We start from the raw sequence: 15,294 nt of genomic DNA, 5'->3' as shown, positions 1-15,294 counted from the left end.
AGGCCATAACCCTTAACCTACCCCTGATCGCCGCCCTTCAGCGCCGGCGCGGCCCCGCAGGTGTCACAGACCCAGGCGGCCCCGCGCTGCTGCAGACTGAAGTCGCCGCAGGCGGGGCAGGCGACGGCTTCGCTATTGGCGACGTGACGCGGCTCGGGCTCGGCCTTCTTGCCGAAGGGCAGGACGACCAGATTGTCGGGCGCCGATCCGCGCGCGAATCCCTTGGAGATGAACCGGGCGGCGGGCACGGCCGCGTTGGCGTCGGGCTTTCCGTCGCCCAGCCCATCCGCGTTCAGGTCGTCCGTTCCCGCATTGGCCAGTTCGTCGCGGTCCAGATAGGAGACGCCCAACTCGCGGAAGATGTAGTCCAGGATCGAGGTCGCGGACTTGATGGAGTCGTTGCCGGTGACGCGCCCGGCCGGCTCGAACCGGGTGAAGACGAAGGCGTCCACGAACTCGTCCAGCGGCACGCCGTATTGCAGGCCGATGGAGATGGCGATGGCGAAGTTGTTCATCAGGCTGCGGAAGGCGGCGCCTTCCTTGTGCATGTCGATGAAGATTTCGCCCAGCTCGCCGTCTTCGTATTCGCCGGTGTGAATATAGACCTTGTGCCCCCCCACGGCGGCCTTCTGGATATAGCCCTTGCGCCGGTCGGGCAGCTTGCGGCGCGCCCGTTCCCGCTCGACCACGCGCTCGACAACCCGTTCGGTCGGGGCGGGGCGGGGGGCTTCGCGCACAGGCTCGGCCCGCGCCGTCTCGATGTTCGGCAAGGACAGCAGCGGACCGGCCGCCGGCGCGGCGCGGGCCAGGCGGATGGCGCGACGACCGTCCAGCGCGCCCTGGCTCAGCAGACGCGCGGCCTGGGCCGAAGTGGCGCGCCAGTCCATCGGTTCGACCGCGATGTCGGCTAAGTCGCTGAACGGTTCGATGGCGCGCCGCAGGTCCGCTGCGACCCCCGCTGGATCGGCCAGCAGGGCGGCGACGGACGCCGGTGCCTCGGGCCAATCGCTCAGGTCGCCATGACCGAAAACCCAGCGCGTCGCCGCCGTCTCGGCCTCTTCGCACACGCCCAGCAGGGTCAATAGCAGGCCGTCGCCGTCCTCGACGCCCAGCACGTCGCGGATGAAGCCGGGGTCCAGCACCGGGGCGGCGAAGACCGTGTCGAAATCCTCAGCCCAGGCCAGGGCGTTCTCGATGGCGGCCAGCTCGATGTCGGTGAAGCCCAGCGCGCGCAGCGACGCATGGTCGATGCCCGGCGCCTCGACCAGGGTGCGCCGCCCGAACGTCCACCGCTCCGCCGCCTCGACGTCGCCGCCCGCCGCCGAGATCGCCGCCGCCAGGGCGGGGTTCAGCCGGCGACCGATCTCGCCGTCCGCCGTCTGGAACACATCGACCGCCGCGATCCGGCCCAGGCCCAGCCGCAGCCGCGCCTCGGCATCCTCGACGAACAGGCCGATGGCCGAGTGCCGCCGCGCCTTGGGCGCGACCGGCAGGGCCTTAGACGCGACTGCGGCGATGGGGTTGGCCAGCCCCTTCAGCAGATCGCGCCGCGTCCCTTCAGTCTCGGCGGCGGCGCCCTTCAGATCGTCCCAGTCGGGGCATAGACCGCGCACGCTCGCCAACTCGGCCGAGGTCTGCGCCGCCGTCGCCGCGACCAGTCCCGCGAATGCCTGCGCCCGAGTCGTTAGATCATTGACCGCCGCCAGGGCCTCCAGCAACCCGTCCAGCCCCAGGGCGATCACGCCCGGCGACGCCGCCTGAAGGTCCAGCGCCACCGTCAACAGCCGCGTCAGGCTCGCCAGATCGGTCGCCGCGTCGCCCCCCAGCGCCAGCACGGCGCCCAGGTCGATGACGGCTCGACCTGCCGCCGCCGTCGCGGTCTCCGCATCGCGCGGATCGAAGGCCACGATCAGCCCGCCGTCCAGCGTCGCTTCGGCCGCCAGCAGGGCCTCCGGCGCGCCCGCTGCGATCTGCGTTCGATCCGCCAGGGCGACCAGGGGCGCGCCCTCGACCGTCGGCTCCAGCGCCATGGCCGGCCGTTCGCCGTCGACGGCTCTCAGGATGTCGGCGTCGCTCGCCCCGCACCGTCGCGCCAGCGCCGCCGCCCGGCCCAAGGCCGGATTGCGCGAGGGGTCGCCGCAGTCGCCGCGGGGTCCTTCGCACCGGTCCACCGCATCGGCCACCCCCGCCAGAGCCTCGGCCAGGGCCTGCGCCGCCTGGGCGCCCAGTCTTGCGGCGGCCCGCTTGCCGCTGTGCGTCCTCAGATTCGCGCCCGCGCCGGGATCGTTCAGATCGACGACGCCGGCTGCAACCGGCTCCGATCCCGCCGGCGCCGCCAGGCCCAGCTTGAACGCGCCCGACAATTCGGCGGCGAACACAGCGGCCTCGGCCCGGTCGAACACGCCCTCCGTGACGCCGGTCGCGGCCAACCGCTCGGCCCAGGCGTCCACGCCGCCGTTCAGCCAGTCGCCCGACATCGGCGTCGCGAATCCTGCCGCCTCGACCCAGTCCAGCCAGGCCTCGATCTGAGAGTCGGACCAGCCGGCGGGCACCAGCACGGGCTGCACGTTGGCCGGGCGCTCGATGGCGCGGGTCTCCATCGCGACTCGTTCGGCGCGAACGGCGAAGCCGGATTGAAAGCGCATGGCGGCGTCTCTCCGAAAGGTTCGGGCCAGCCTAGGCGGTCGCGCGCCCGTTCGCCAATACATCTGGTGTGCTCAGGCCGTATTGCCCACAAGATATCGATTCGACCTGACCCTTCTGAACGCTGGACGAAGGGGGCGCGGCTTTCTATGATCCAAGCCAGACGCCGCCTCCCTTTTCGGCGACCCCTTACGGTTGGATTCCACGACGTGTTGAGCAAGATTTTCGGCTGGTGGGAGGGCGCCACGATCGGCACCCGCTTCACCATCGCCAAGCGCGGTCGCTTCGTCGGCCAGGACGAGAACGGCAATCGCTATTTCGAGAGCCGCGACAACGTCAGCTACGACGGCCGCAAGCGTCGCTGGGTCATCTATGACGGCTATGCCGAGGCGTCCAAGGTGACGCCCGACTGGCACGGCTGGCTGCACTACACCTTCGACCTGCCCCCGACCGAGCAGCCGCTGCCGCGTCGCGTGTGGGAAAAGGATCACCTGCCCAATATGACCGGCACGCCGCTGGCCTGGCGTCCGCCCGGCTCGCTGGCCAATGAGGCCAAGCGCCCGGCCGCGACCGGCGACTATCAGGCCTGGACGCCGGAGTGAGAGCGCGTCGGCTCCTGCTGGGCGGGGCGGCGCTGGTCGGCGTGCTGAGCGCCGGGGCGGTGACCGCCAGCGTGCTTCAGGACGCCCCGCGCGACGCCCGCCCCGTCCAGGATCCGATCGGCGACATCCTGCGCAATACGCCGGCCCAGCCGTCGGTGCCGACCGAGACGCCGCCTGCGGGCGCGCCGGCCCCGCGCTCGCCCGTCGCCGTGACCCCGCCGCCTCAGATCATCATCGCCGAGGACGCCGCCGTCGAGGAAAAGGCCGAGGAAGAAGAGAAGACCGAGGCCCCGGTCGCCGTGAAGGCCATCGACCAGCCCGACACCCCCGCCCGGCGCCAGCGGCGCAAGTTCGCGGTCATCCAGGCCATCGACAAGGTCACGGCCGAGACGATGAAGTTCGAGGTCGAGGTCGGCGGTCGCCCCGTGCGCTTCAACCGCAACCTGATCTTCGCCGCCCGCGCCTGCGAGGTGACGACCCCGGACGAGCTGACCGAGGACGCCATCGCCTATATCGACGTGTCGCTGCAGCCGCGCGGCCAGCAGGCCTCGCCGCGCCAGATCTTCCGTGGCTGGATGTTCGCCTCGTCGCCCGCCGTTAGCGGCATCCAGAACCCCTATTACGACGCCTGGGTCGTGGGCTGTAAGAACTGACCTTTCACGCCGTGAGGAGGCTGAGGATGGATCGCGATAAGCCGCTCAAGAAAAGCGAAACGGTCGAAATCCGACTGCCCCACGCGACCAAGTCCGCCTTCATGGCCCGCTGCCGTGCCGAGGGCCGCACCGCCAGCGACGCCATCCGCCGCTTCATCGACGCCGAACTGAGCCAGACGTCGGCGACGCGTCGCCAGCCCCGCCTGGGCTGGCGTCCGCTGCTGGCCGCCGCCGTCGCCGGCCTGGCCCTCGGCGCCGTCGCCGCGCCCTCCCTGGCCCAGTCTTCGCCGCCCAGCCGCGCCGCCTTCGACCGGATGGACCGCAACCACGACGGCGTTGTCAGCTTCGACGAATACCGCGCACGCTAACGGATGCGGACCAAAAACCGGTCCCACTGAAGGTTCAGCCAGGTCCAGGGCTTGAACAGGCTCGCGCCCGGCTTCCAGGACGCCATCACGATCTCGGCCCGGCCGACGATGTTCTCGGCGGGCAGCAGGCCGACCCCGACCTCGGGCGGCCATCGGCTGTCCAGCGAGTCGTCGCGATTGTCGCCCATCATCAGATACCGACCCGGCAGTACGCGGCGCAGGGGCGTGTCGTCGCCCGGCAGGCCCGGCCCGCCGTCATAGGTGACGTAGGATCGCCCGTCGGCCAGGGTCTCGCGCACCGGCTGCACCCGGCGCTGGGGCGCGTCATGGTCGGCGACGACATCCAGCCGGGTTTGGCGCACCGCGTCGCCGTTGACGAAGACCACGCCGCCGCGCACCTGAACCGTGTCGCCGGGCAGGCCCACGACACGCTTGATCCAGGTCTGTTTCGGATCGTGCGGCAGGCGGAACACCACCACGTCCCCGCGCCGAGGCTCGCGTCCCATCACCCGCCCCGGCAAGATCGGCGGCGAAAACGGCAGCGACGCCGTGCTCCATCCGTAGGCGTATTTGGACACGACGATATAGTCGCCCGTCACCAGTCCCGGCTCCATCGACGACGAGGGAATGGTGAAGGGTTGGAACAGCAGGATGCGGAGCGCCGTCGCCAGGATCAGGGCGACGGCCAGCGTCACGGCGATCTCTCGCCCTTCGCGCAGGACGGTCGAACGGGGCGGGGACTTCGGCTTGGATGGGGCTGGGTCATGCCGCCATTGACCGCCAGACCCGCCGCCGACGCCAATCCGAACCTGTCGGGACAGGCCCAAAATCGTGTCCGGACAGATCAGGCGGAGCCCATTACGCCGTGGCCAGAGCCACCGCCTCGGCGCCGGTCAGGCGCGCACACAACGCCGCCTGGTCCGGCCTGACCGACAGGGCGGGGGACAGCATGTCCAGATAGGCCGCCTGCGGCGTCTCCACCGCGCCGAACTGGCTGAGGTGCTCGGTCAGAAACTGCGCGTCCAACAGGGTCCAGCCGCCCTTTCGCAACCGCGCGACCAGATGGACCAGCGCCACCTTGGACGCATCCCGCTCGCGGCTGAACATGCTCTCGCCGAAGAAGGCCCCGCCCAGCGACACCCCATACAGTCCTCCGATCAGCCGTTCGTCCCTCCAGCATTCGATGGAGTGGACGAACCCCATGGCGAACAGGGCCGCATACAGCCGCCGGATCGGGCCGTTGATCCAGGTGTCCTCGCGATCCGGCCCCTGCGCCGCCGCACAGCCGTCCAGCACCGCCTCGAACGCGGTGTCGACCCGCACCTCAAACGGCTCGCCGCGCACAGTGCGACGCAGGCGCGAGGGAATGTGAAAGGCGTCCAGCGGCAGGACGCCGCGCTGTTCCGGCTCGATGATGAAGACGCGCGGATCGTCGCGCGCCTCGGCCATCGGAAACACGCCCCGGGCGTAACAGGCCAGCAGGTCCTCGGGGCCGAAGCCGCCGAAAGGCCCGCTGGCGCTGAAATTGGGGTCTGTCAGGCGTCGCCCTTCTGGCGGGCCGCCCACTTCTCCAGCCAGTGGATGTCATAATCGCCGGACAGGATGTCGGGCTCCTGCAACAGTTTCTGGAACAGGGGGATGGTGGTGTCGACGCCGTCGATGACGATCTCGTTCAGCGACCGCTTCAGGCGCGCGATGGCCTCCTCGCGGTCGCGGCCGTGGACGATCAGCTTGCCGATCAGGCTGTCGTAATAGGGCGGGATCGAATAGCCGGCGTAGATGGCGCTATCCAGACGCACGCCCAGGCCGCCCGGCGCGTGGAAGTCGGTGATCTTGCCCGGCGACGGGGTGAAGGTCTCCGGGTTCTCGGCGTTGATCCGCACCTCGATGGCGTGGCCTTTGAACTCGATGTCGTCTTGCGTGAACGACAGCGGCAGGCCGGCGGCGATGCGGACCTGTTCGCGGACCAGATCGACGCCCGTGATCATTTCCGTAACCGGATGCTCGACTTGCAGACGGGTGTTCATCTCGATGAAGAAGAACTCGCCGTCCTCCCACAGGAACTCGATGGTGCCGACGCCCAGATAGCCGATGGCGGCGATGGCCTTGTTGACCGTCTCGCCGATCTGCTTGCGACCCTCGGCCGACAGGGCGGGCGAGGGGGCCTCTTCCAGCACCTTCTGGTGACGACGCTGCAGCGAGCAGTCGCGTTCGCCCAGGTGGACGACATTGCCGTGGCTGTCGGCGATGACCTGGATCTCGATGTGGCGCGGCTTCTGGAGGTAGCGCTCCATATAGACGGCGCCGTTGCCGAAGGCGGCCTTGGCCTCGGACTGGGCGGTCTGAACCGCCTCGACCAGGTCGTCAGCCGTCAGGGCGACCTTCATGCCTCGTCCGCCGCCGCCCGCCGCCGCCTTGACGATCAGGGGGAAGCCGATGGTCTTCGACGCCTCGATGGCTTCCTCGACGGTCTCTACCTCGCCCTTGGAACCGGGGACGACGGGGATGCCGGCGTCCATGACGGTCTGTTTGGCGCTAATCTTGTCGCCCATGACCCGGATATGCTCGGGCTTGGGACCGATGAAGGTCATGCCGTGGGCTTCGACGATCTCGGCGAAGCGGGCGTTCTCGGACAGGAAGCCGTAGCCGGGGTGGATCGCCTGGGCGCCGGTGATCTCGGCCGCCGCGATGATCGACGGGATGTTCAGATACGACTTGGCCGCCGAGGCGGGGCCGATGCAGACGCTTTCGTCGGCCAGACGCACCCACATGGCGCCGCGGTCGGCTTCGGAGTGCACGGCGACGGTGGAAATACCCATCTCCTTGCACGCCCGGTGGATGCGCAGCGCGATCTCGCCCCGGTTGGCGATCAGAACCTTCGTAAACATGGCTTACGCCTCGAGCAGGACGAGGGGTTCGCCGAACTCGACCGGCTGGGCGTCGCCGACCAGAATGTCCGCCACCACGCCGTCGCGCGGGGCCTGGATCGGGTTCATCGTCTTCATGGCCTCGACGATCAGCAGGGTCTGGCCCTTCTTGACCTTGTCGCCCGCCTGGACGAAGGGCGCCGCTTCCGGCGAGGCCTGCAGATAGGCGGTGCCGACCATCGGCGACTTCACCTCTTCGCCGGCGCGGGCGACGATGGTGGCGGGGTCGGACGGCATGGAGACCGGAGCAGCAGCAGCGGCGGGAGCAGCAACTGGGGCCGGGGCGGCGGCGTATTGCACCGGGGCGGCGTTGACGGTGATCTCGCGCGCCACGCGGATGCGCAGATCGCCGCGCTCGACCTCGACCTCCGTCAGGTCGGTCTCGTTCAGGATGTCGGCCAGCTGGCGAACCAGGTTCGCGTCGATCTCGGCGTGTTTCTTGTCATCGGCCATTGGAGTGCGCCTTGTCTTTCGTGTGTAGTGCGAACGGGTCGGGCCTCAGCCGCGTTCCCGAACCTTGGTGAGGGCCGCCTGGACGGCCAGTTCATAGCCGACCGCGCCGAAGCCGGCGATGACGCCGGTCGCCGCTGACGACACATAGGAGTGATGGCGAAACGCCTCGCGCGCCGCCGGGTTGGACAGATGCAGTTCGATCACCGGGATCGACAGCGTCTTCAGCGCATCGTGCAGCGCCACCGACGTATGCCCATAGGCCGCCGGATTGATGATCAGGGCGTCCACGCCTGCGCGCGCCTCCTGGATCCAGTCCACCAGAACGCCTTCATGGTTGGTCTGACGAAACACGACGGTCGCGCCCTCAGCCGCAGTCACGCAGCGCTGTTCGATGTCCGCCAGGGTGTCGCGGCCATAGATGTCCGGCTCCCGAACCCCGAGCAGGTTCAGATTGGGGCCGTTCAGCACGTGAATGACGGGTGTTTCGGACATGGCTTCCGGAATCGGGCGCCGCTTCGCAGCACAAGAGGGGCCTTTTAGCCGACGCGGGGCGCGGGTCAAACGGTCGCCGCATCGAACCTTACCCTGGGTCACTGTGCGATGGCGCGCATTTCGCAGTCCCGACCCCATTCGTCCCCCAGCGGGACGGGGCACAGGAGCGCGGAGGATGCGCCAGGACGTGAAATTGGTGGTTCGAACGGTCATGGCGACCTTCGCAGCCATAGCGGTCGCCGTCGGCGCCTTTCTGTTCGAGGCGGGCTGAGGGCCGACGGTCTGGCGAAGCCGCCCGCCAATCGTTATCTCCGACCCATGCACCAGATCCATCTCAACGGCGAACCCCGCCAGGTCCAGGCCACCACCATCCTGGCCCTCGTCGAGGAACTGTCGCTGGACCCCCGCAAGGTGGCGGTCGAGCGCAATCTCGAGATCGTGCCCAAGTCCCTGCACGCCGCCACCCCCGTCGCCCAAGGCGACCGCATCGAACTGGTCCAGTTCGTCGGCGGCGGTTGATCAGACCTTGAGGATGGGGCCGGGATAGCGAGCGAGCGTCGCGTCTGCGGTCACTAGGCTTGCGCCCTCGACGATGGCCTGGGCCAGCAACAGGCGGTCAAACGGATCGCGATGGATTGAGGGCAGGTCCGCCAGCGCCAGTGTGTGCAGGCTGGTCACGTCGATTTCCTCATAGCCTGCCCCCAGAAGGCGATGCCGAAACGTGGTCGGGTCGATGTTGAAATCTGGGCGCTGCAGGTTCCGTTTGACGACGATTTCCCAGATGTTGACAGCACTGAAGATCAGACTGCTGGCAGGATCAGCCATCACCTGAGCCGCCTTCGCAGGAAGCCGCTCCAAATCTTCCGATGCCCAAAGCAGCAGGTGGGTGTCGATCAGCAATCTCATCGGCTGAAGCCGCCGTCGGGCTCTTCGTTGACCCCTTCGCCATAGAACATGGCTTCGATCTCGGCCTGACCCATGGTGTCGAAGTCGTCGGGCACCTGAATCTGGCCTTTCATGAAGCCGAAGCGGCGCGAGGTGTCGACGACCGGCTGTATCTCCTCCAGCGGCACGATCCTGGCCATCGGCTTGCCCGCCTTGGCGATGGTGATGGTTTCGCCGTTCGCCGCGCGTTCGATCAAGCGGGACAGGTGGGTCTTGGCCTGGTGGATGTTGACCGTTTCCATGACGCCGCTCCTGTGAACTTAGTCCACTTAGTTTAGTCCATCCGACGCACTCTCGCAACGCGGCGTGATCGATCCAGCCTTTGACATCGTCCGCCAGAGGCTTAGGTCACCACCCATGACCGATACAGTCTCCGAAACCTGGTCCGTCGCCGGCCGCACCTTCAACTCGCGCCTGATCGTGGGCACGGGCAAATACGCAGACTACGCCCAGAACGCCGCCGCCGCCGAGGCTGCGGGCGCCGAGATCGTCACCGTGGCCGTGCGCCGGGTGAACCTGACCGATCCGAACCAGCCGATGCTGGTCGACTATGTGAAGCCCGACCGCTTCACCTTCCTGCCCAACACCGCCGGCTGTTTCACCGGCGAGGACGCGGTGCGCACCCTGCGCCTGGCGCGCGAAGCCGGCGGCTGGAGCCTGGTCAAGCTGGAGGTGCTGTCCAACACCGCCCACCTGTATCCCGACATGATCGAGACGCTGCGGGCGCTGGACCTGCTGATCAAGGACGGGTTCGACGTCATGGTCTACTGCACCGACGACGTCGTTATGGCCAAACGCCTGGAAGACGCCGGCGCCGCCGCCATCATGCCGGCCGCCGCGCCGATCGGCTCAGGTCTGGGCATCCAGAACCCCATCAACGTCCGCCTGATCGTCGAACAGGCCAAGGTGCCGGTCCTGGTCGATGCGGGCGTCGGCACGGCTTCGGATGCGACTTTGGCGATGGAACTGGGCTGCGACGCCGTCCTGATGAACACCGCCATCGCCGGCGCCAAGGACCCAATCCGCATGGCCCGCGCCATGAAACACGCCGTCATCGCCGGCCGCGACGCCTATCTGGCGGGCCGGATGCCGAAACGGCTGTACGCGGACCCGTCGTCGCCTTTGGCGGGACTGATCTGAAAGACTACTGCGCGTCTATCCCGTCGGCTCTGCGGCTGCCGTTCCGACCCGTGTGGTCGGTGTTCTGCCAAGTTGCGTAGCAAGCCGTCGGTAAGTCGCCAGGGCCTGACCCACCACCTGGTCCATATTGTAGTAGCGATAGGTCGCTAGCCGTCCGACGAAACTGACGTCCGGCCGGGCCAGGGCCAGCGCCTCGTAGCGTTTGTAGAGCGCCTGGTTTTCGGGGCGGGGCACGGTGTAGTAGGGATCGCCCTCGGCCGAGGGATATTCGTAGGTGAGGCTGGTCTTCGGATGGGTCTGGCCGGTCAGGTGCTTGTATTCGGTGACGCGGGTCTGGGGCGTGGCCTCGTCGGGGTAGTTGATCGTGGCGACGGCCTGGGCCTGGGGCTGGTCCAGGGTGATGTGTTCGAACCGCAGCGAGCGATAGGGCAGGCGACCGTAGCGGTGGTCGAAGAATTCGTCGATCGGGCCGGTGAAGACCAGGTGTTCGACATCCACCTGATCGGCGACCTCGCGATAGTCGACACCGGTGCGTACCTCGATGTTCGGATGGTCCAGCAGGCGTTCGAACAGGCGCGTGTAACCGTCCAGCGGCATGGCCTGGAAGGCGTCTGTGAAATAGCGGTCGTCGGTGTTGGTGCGGGTCGGCACGCGCGCCGTGATGGACCGGTCCAGTTCGGACGGGTCGAGGCCCCATTGTTTGCGTGTATAGCCGCGGAAGAAGGTCTCGTAGAGTTCGCGGCCGACGGCGGAGACCACGACGTCCTCGGAGGTCCTGATCGGTGAAACCGGCTCGGCGCGCGCCTCAAGCCAGGCCGCCGCCTCCGCGTCCGTGTTCAGCGCCAGACCGTAGAGTTGGTTCAGGGTCGTGCGGTTGATCGGGATCGGGACCTGCTGATCGCCGACCTGGGCCAGGACGCGGTGCTCGTAAGGTCGCCAGCGCGTGAAGCGCGACAGATAGTCGAACACCTCGGCCGAGTTGGTATGGAAGATGTGCGGGCCATAGCGGTGGATCAGCAGGCCGGAGGCGTCCAGCGCGTCATAGGCGTTGCCCCCGATGTGAGGGCGTCGGTCGACGACCAGGACGCGCTTGGCGCCATCGGACGCGAGCCGTTCGGCCATGACCGCGCCTGCGAATCCGGCGCCGACGACGAGAACGTCATAGGCGTTGCGGATCAGGCGCGGTCGGGCGGCGGCGGAGGCTTTGAGGTCCGGGGCGGCCATGATGCGTCTTTCGGCGAGAAGCGAGACGTAACCGACACGGGCGAGGCAAGTAAAGTTCGGCCGAAAGACGGGTCGGTATTGCGGGCCCAGGACTTGAGGGGGCACCTATGCAAAGGGTCTGAGGCTGGACTGGCGTGCGGCGCACAGCGATTTCAGCCAGGCGCGCACGGCGCGCAGTCGCGCCGTGTCGTGGACCTCGCGGTGGGTGCTCAGCCAGAAGCGGCGCTCGATCAGGATGGAGGGCAGGACGCGCTCCAGCCCCTCGGCGAGGAAACAGGGCAGGACGCCGACGCCGCCGCCCGAGGCGATGATCTCTCTCTGGGCGCGGATGGAGGAGGAGCCGAGGTGGGGCGTCAGGTCGGGCCGGACCTCGTCCAAGTAGCGCAGCTCGGGCGCATAGATCAGGTCGTCGATATAGCCGACGATGTCGAAGCCGGGCAGGTCGTCCACCGTCCCGGGCGCGCCGCGTCGGGCCAGATAGGCGGGCGAGGCGTAGAGGGCGAGCTGATAGGGCGTCAGCGGCTCGACGATCAGGCGGGCGGCGTCCGGCGCGGCCAGGGTGATCGCCATGTCCACCTCGCGCCGGGTGGGCGACAGGAAGCCCGAGGTCGCCGCCAGTTCGATGCGCAGGCCGGGGCTGGCCAGCCGGAGCTCCGGCAGGGCGGGGGCCATGAGGGTGACGCCGAACCCTTCCGATGCGCTGACCCGGACCACGCCGGCGAGCGTGTCGGGACGGGTGACCCGGGCGGCGGCCTCCATCGCGCTTTCGGCCTCCAGCCCGATGTCCAGCAACTGGGCGCCCGCCGCCGTCAGTTGCAGGCCGGTGGTCGATCGCACCACAAGGGTCGATTTCAGCGTGCTTTCCAACCGCGCGACGCGCCGGCCCACGGTGGCGGCGTCGATGCCCAGTCGCTGGGCCGCCCCGCCCAGAGACCCCGCCCGTGCGGCGGCGATGAAGATGCGCACATCGTCCCAGTCGAACATGGCGGCCGCCTTCGTGCATTAATGCAGAAACCTTCCTGCATCTTTGCATTATCCGACCGCTTTGTGCGGTGCTAGGCCAGAGGCAGACAAAAAGAACCATCAGGGAGATACGCCATGCGCGACATCCGACACTTCATCGACGGCGCGGCCTTCGACGGCGCGTCCGGCCGGTTCGGCGACGTGTTCGATCCCAATACGGGCGAGGTTCAGGCGCGCGTGCAACTGGCCACAACGGGCGAGGTTGATCGCGCGGTCCAGGCGGCGCAGAACGCCTTCGACGGCTGGGCCAGCACCAATCCCCAGCGCCGGGCCCGCGTCATGTTCGACTTCAAGCGCCTGGTCGAGGCGCGGATGGATGAGCTGGCCGAGCTGCTGTCTTCCGAGCACGGCAAGGTCATCGCCGACTCCAAGGGCGACATCCAGCGCGGGCTAGAGGTGATCGAGTTCGCTTGCGGCATCCCCCACGCTCTGAAGGGCGAATATACGCAAGGCGCCGGCCCCGGCATCGACGTCTATTCGATGCGCCAGCCGCTGGGCGTGGTGGCGGGCATCACCCCGTTCAACTTCCCCGGCATGATCCCGATGTGGATGTTCGGCGTGGCCATCGCGGTCGGCAACACCTTCGTGCTGAAGCCGTCGGAGCGGGATCCGTCCCTGCCGGTGCGCTTGGCCGAGCTGATGCTGGAGGCCGGGGCGCCCAACGGCGTGCTGAACGTGGTGCATGGTGACAAGACGGCGGTCGACGCCATCCTGACTCATCCGCTGGTCCACGCCGTCAGCTTCGTCGGCTCGTCCGACATCGCCCACTATGTCTACCAGACCGGCGCCGCCAACCATAAGCGGGTCCAGGCCATGGGCGGGGCCAAGAACCACGGCATCGTCCTGCCTGATGCGGACATGGACCAGGTGATCAAGGACCTGTCGGGCGCGGCCTATGGCTCGGCCGGCGAGCGCTGCATGGCCCTGCCGGTCGTCGTGCCTGTCGGCAAGAAGACGGCGGACGAACTGCGCGAACGGATGGTGGCGGAAATCCCGTCGATGCGGGTCGGCGTCTCGACCGACGCGGGCGCCCATTACGGTCCGGTCGTCACGGCCCAGCACCGCGACCGTGTCGCCGGCTGGATCGAGAAGGGCGTGCAGGAAGGCGCCGAACTGGTCGTCGATGGCCGCGACTTCAGCCTGCAGGGCCACGAGAAGGGCTATTTCATCGGCCCGTCGCTGTTCGACCATGTGAAGCCCGAGATGTCGTCCTATCAGGAGGAGATCTTCGGGCCCGTGCTGCAGATCGTCCGCGCCGAGACCTTCGAAGAGGCCCTGGCCCTGCCGTCGAACCATCAGTACGGCAACGGCGTCGCCATCTTCACCCAGAACGGCCGCGCCGCCCGCGACTTCGCCGCCCGCGTCAATGTCGGCATGGTCGGGATCAATGTGCCGATCCCGGTGCCGGTCGCCTATCATACCTTCGGCGGCTGGAAGCGGTCGGCCTTCGGCGACATCAACCAGCACGGCATGGAGGGCGTCCGCTTCTGGACCAAGACCAAGACCGTGACCGCCCGCTGGCCGGATTCGGCGCTGGAGCATTCGGACAGTTCGTTCGTCATTCCGACGATGCGCTGAGGTCGCCATGAACTTCGCCCTTACCGACGACCAGCGCGCCATCCAGGACGCGGCCCGCGCCTTCGCCGACGCCGAACTGGCGCCCCATTCCGCCCGTTGGGACGAGGAGAAGCATTTCCCGGTCGATGTGATGAAGCAGGCGGCCGAGATGGGTTTCTGCGGCATCTATACGGGCGAGGAGCACGGCGGCATGGCCCTGGGCCGGGTCGAGGCGGCGGTGATCTTCGAGGAGCTTTCGCGCGGCGACGTGGCGACGGCGGCCTTCATCTCGATCCACAATATGGCGACGTGGATGATCGACCGGTTCGGCTCGGACGATCTGCGCGCGCGGTTCGTGCCGGATCTGGTCGGCATGGAGAAGATCGCCTCCTACTGCCTGACCGAGCCGGGCTCCGGCTCGGATGCGGCGGCGCTGCGGACGACAGCGGTGCGCGACGGCGACCACTATGTGCTGAACGGGTCCAAGGCCTTCATCTCGGGCGCGGGGACCAGCGACCTCTATGTCGTCATGGTTCGCACGGGCGGGGAGGGCGCAAAGGGGGTGTCCGCCATCGTCGTCGAGGCGGGGACGCCGGGCCTGTCGTTCGGCGCGCAGGAGAAGAAGATGGGCTGGAACGCCCAGCCGACCGCCATAGTCCAGTTCGACGACTGCCGCGTGCCGGTCGCCAATCTGCTGGGCGAAGAGGGGGCGGGGTTCCGCTATGCGATGGCCGGGCTGGACGGCGGGCGGCTGAACATCGCCGCCTGTTCGCTGGGCGGGGCGCGGCTGGCGCTGGAGACGGCCCAGGACTACGTGGCCACCCGCAAACAGTTCGGTCGTCCGATCGGCGAGTTCCAGGCGCTGCAGTTCCGCCTGGCCGACATGGCGACGGATCTGGAGGCGGCGCGGCTGATGGTGCTGCGCGGCGCCTGGGCCATCGACACCGACCATCCCGAAAAGACCAAATGGTGCGCCATGGCCAAGCGGCTGGCCACCGACGCCTGTTTCCAGATCGCCGATGAGGCCCTGCAACTGCACGGCGGATACGGTTATCTGAAGGACTATCCGCTGGAACGGATCGTGCGCGACCTGCGGGTCCATCGCATCCTGGAGGGGACGAACGAGATCATGCGGGTGATCATCGCGCGGGAGATGGCGCGGCGATGATTTGCGCGGCGCGTCTTCGTTGGTCTTGGGCGGGGCTCGTTGCGGCAGCCCTGCCGTTCGGGTTGCTGAGCGCCGCCGGTGTTTTGTGGGCCTATCAGT

Annotated in this window: 17 protein-coding genes; 7 read left to right on the top strand and 10 right to left on the bottom strand. The window is 68.1% G+C overall.

Annotation, left to right across the window (positions count from 1 at the left end; translation table 11 throughout):
• Positions 1–17: 17 nt before the first annotated feature.
• Positions 18–2,645, bottom strand: a complete 2,628-nt coding sequence (locus ACODSC_RS07440) for a TSCPD domain-containing protein (RefSeq protein WP_488813218.1) — start codon at positions 2,643–2,645, stop codon at positions 18–20.
• Positions 2,646–2,852: 207 nt separating this feature from the next.
• On the opposite strand from ACODSC_RS07440, the gene ACODSC_RS07435 reads away from it, so the two are divergent.
• Genes ACODSC_RS07435 through ACODSC_RS07425 form a run of 3 tightly spaced genes read left to right on the top strand, consistent with a single transcriptional unit; the run spans position 2,853 to position 4,266 of the window.
• The gene (locus ACODSC_RS07435) at positions 2,853–3,245 is read left to right on the top strand and encodes an NADH:ubiquinone oxidoreductase subunit NDUFA12 (protein ID WP_159850705.1); all 393 of its coding nucleotides are present in this window, start codon (positions 2,853–2,855) and stop codon (positions 3,243–3,245) included.
• On the top strand, positions 3,242–3,898 hold the full coding sequence (locus ACODSC_RS07430; RefSeq protein ID WP_488813215.1) for a DUF2155 domain-containing protein: 657 nt from the start codon (positions 3,242–3,244) through the stop codon (positions 3,896–3,898). Before ACODSC_RS07435 ends, ACODSC_RS07430 begins: the two co-directional genes overlap by 4 nt.
• A gap of 26 nt (positions 3,899–3,924) precedes the next feature.
• Positions 3,925–4,266, top strand: a complete 342-nt coding sequence (locus ACODSC_RS07425) for an EF-hand domain-containing protein (RefSeq protein WP_488813213.1) — start codon at positions 3,925–3,927, stop codon at positions 4,264–4,266.
• Here ACODSC_RS07425 and lepB read toward each other — a convergent pair.
• The 5 genes from lepB to aroQ all read right to left on the bottom strand — a co-directional run bounded on the left by lepB (position 4,263) and on the right by aroQ (position 8,138).
• Positions 4,263–4,967 carry a signal peptidase I gene (lepB, locus tag ACODSC_RS07420; RefSeq protein ID WP_488813463.1) on the bottom strand — a complete coding sequence of 235 codons (705 nt, stop codon included), beginning with the start codon at positions 4,965–4,967 and terminating at the stop codon, positions 4,263–4,265. The two genes, ACODSC_RS07425 and lepB, sit on opposite strands and share 4 nt — an antisense overlap.
• Before the next feature lie 157 nt (positions 4,968–5,124).
• Positions 5,125–5,805, bottom strand: coding sequence for a leucyl/phenylalanyl-tRNA--protein transferase (aat, locus tag ACODSC_RS07415; protein WP_488813462.1), 681 nt, complete (start codon positions 5,803–5,805; stop codon positions 5,125–5,127).
• Positions 5,802–7,154 carry an acetyl-CoA carboxylase biotin carboxylase subunit gene (gene accC / locus ACODSC_RS07410; protein ID WP_488813211.1) on the bottom strand — a complete coding sequence of 451 codons (1,353 nt, stop codon included), beginning with the start codon at positions 7,152–7,154 and terminating at the stop codon, positions 5,802–5,804. Before accC ends, aat begins: the two co-directional genes overlap by 4 nt.
• Positions 7,155–7,157: 3 nt before the next feature.
• Positions 7,158–7,646 carry an acetyl-CoA carboxylase biotin carboxyl carrier protein gene (gene accB, locus ACODSC_RS07405; RefSeq protein ID WP_488813209.1) on the bottom strand — a complete coding sequence of 163 codons (489 nt, stop codon included), beginning with the start codon at positions 7,644–7,646 and terminating at the stop codon, positions 7,158–7,160.
• A 45-nt stretch (positions 7,647–7,691) separates the two neighbouring features.
• A complete protein-coding gene (gene aroQ / locus ACODSC_RS07400; protein WP_488813207.1) occupies positions 7,692–8,138 on the bottom strand; it encodes a type II 3-dehydroquinate dehydratase in 447 nt (148 codons plus the stop codon).
• A gap of 318 nt (positions 8,139–8,456) precedes the next feature.
• On the opposite strand from aroQ, the gene thiS reads away from it, so the two are divergent.
• On the top strand, positions 8,457–8,657 hold the full coding sequence (thiS, locus tag ACODSC_RS07395; RefSeq protein ID WP_488813205.1) for a sulfur carrier protein ThiS: 201 nt from the start codon (positions 8,457–8,459) through the stop codon (positions 8,655–8,657).
• Here the strand turns inward: thiS and ACODSC_RS07390 are convergent, their stop codons facing one another.
• Together ACODSC_RS07390 and ACODSC_RS07385 are read right to left on the bottom strand one after the other, a co-directional pair.
• Positions 8,658–9,038 (bottom strand): type II toxin-antitoxin system VapC family toxin, encoded by a 381-nt coding sequence (locus ACODSC_RS07390; protein ID WP_488813203.1) that lies wholly within the window; start codon positions 9,036–9,038, stop codon positions 8,658–8,660.
• Between the two features lie 2 nt (positions 9,039–9,040).
• Positions 9,041–9,325 carry a type II toxin-antitoxin system Phd/YefM family antitoxin gene (locus tag ACODSC_RS07385; RefSeq protein WP_488813201.1) on the bottom strand — a complete coding sequence of 95 codons (285 nt, stop codon included), beginning with the start codon at positions 9,323–9,325 and terminating at the stop codon, positions 9,041–9,043.
• A gap of 115 nt (positions 9,326–9,440) precedes the next feature.
• Between ACODSC_RS07385 and ACODSC_RS07380 the strand changes: the two genes are divergently transcribed.
• Positions 9,441–10,223 (top strand): thiazole synthase, encoded by a 783-nt coding sequence (locus ACODSC_RS07380; protein WP_488813199.1) that lies wholly within the window; start codon positions 9,441–9,443, stop codon positions 10,221–10,223.
• 15 nt (positions 10,224–10,238) lie between these two features.
• On the opposite strand, the gene glf is transcribed toward ACODSC_RS07380, so the two are convergent.
• Together glf and ACODSC_RS07370 are read right to left on the bottom strand one after the other, a co-directional pair.
• The gene (gene glf, locus ACODSC_RS07375) at positions 10,239–11,447 is read right to left on the bottom strand and encodes a UDP-galactopyranose mutase (RefSeq protein WP_488813197.1); all 1,209 of its coding nucleotides are present in this window, start codon (positions 11,445–11,447) and stop codon (positions 10,239–10,241) included.
• 105 nt (positions 11,448–11,552) lie between these two features.
• Positions 11,553–12,431: a LysR family transcriptional regulator gene (locus tag ACODSC_RS07370; protein ID WP_488813195.1), complete on the bottom strand. Its 879-nt coding sequence runs from the start codon at positions 12,429–12,431 to the stop codon at positions 11,553–11,555.
• 114 nt (positions 12,432–12,545) lie between these two features.
• On the opposite strand from ACODSC_RS07370, the gene ACODSC_RS07365 reads away from it, so the two are divergent.
• Positions 12,546–14,048 (top strand): CoA-acylating methylmalonate-semialdehyde dehydrogenase, encoded by a 1,503-nt coding sequence (locus ACODSC_RS07365; protein WP_488813194.1) that lies wholly within the window; start codon positions 12,546–12,548, stop codon positions 14,046–14,048.
• Positions 14,049–14,055: 7 nt separating this feature from the next.
• On the top strand, positions 14,056–15,195 hold the full coding sequence (locus ACODSC_RS07360) for an isobutyryl-CoA dehydrogenase (RefSeq protein ID WP_488813193.1): 1,140 nt from the start codon (positions 14,056–14,058) through the stop codon (positions 15,193–15,195).
• Positions 15,196–15,294: the final 99 nt, after the last annotated feature.

The organism is Brevundimonas sp. FG128 (assembly GCF_057809775.1).
Note: the sequence above shows the minus strand (reverse complement) of the source record. Positions and strands in the feature narration are given on the sequence as shown.

Bases quoted from the DNA above. Each gene is read 5' to 3' on its own strand.
- ACODSC_RS07440 (WP_488813218.1), bottom strand. From the start codon at position 2,645: ATGCGCTTTCAATCCGGCTTCGCCGTTCGCGCCGAACGAGTCGCGATG.
- ACODSC_RS07425 (WP_488813213.1), top strand. From the start codon at position 3,925: ATGGATCGCGATAAGCCGCTCAAGAAAAGCGAAACGGTCGAAATCCGA.
- accC (WP_488813211.1), bottom strand. From the start codon at position 7,154: ATGTTTACGAAGGTTCTGATCGCCAACCGGGGCGAGATCGCGCTGCGC.
- accB (WP_488813209.1), bottom strand. From the start codon at position 7,646: ATGGCCGATGACAAGAAACACGCCGAGATCGACGCGAACCTGGTTCGC.
- aroQ (WP_488813207.1), bottom strand. From the start codon at position 8,138: ATGTCCGAAACACCCGTCATTCACGTGCTGAACGGCCCCAATCTGAAC.
- thiS (WP_488813205.1), top strand. From the start codon at position 8,457: ATGCACCAGATCCATCTCAACGGCGAACCCCGCCAGGTCCAGGCCACC.
- ACODSC_RS07385 (WP_488813201.1), bottom strand. From the start codon at position 9,325: ATGGAAACGGTCAACATCCACCAGGCCAAGACCCACCTGTCCCGCTTG.
- ACODSC_RS07380 (WP_488813199.1), top strand. From the start codon at position 9,441: ATGACCGATACAGTCTCCGAAACCTGGTCCGTCGCCGGCCGCACCTTC.
- glf (WP_488813197.1), bottom strand. From the start codon at position 11,447: ATGGCCGCCCCGGACCTCAAAGCCTCCGCCGCCGCCCGACCGCGCCTG.
- ACODSC_RS07370 (WP_488813195.1), bottom strand. From the start codon at position 12,431: ATGTTCGACTGGGACGATGTGCGCATCTTCATCGCCGCCGCACGGGCG.
- ACODSC_RS07365 (WP_488813194.1), top strand. From the start codon at position 12,546: ATGCGCGACATCCGACACTTCATCGACGGCGCGGCCTTCGACGGCGCG.
- ACODSC_RS07360 (WP_488813193.1), top strand. From the start codon at position 14,056: ATGAACTTCGCCCTTACCGACGACCAGCGCGCCATCCAGGACGCGGCC.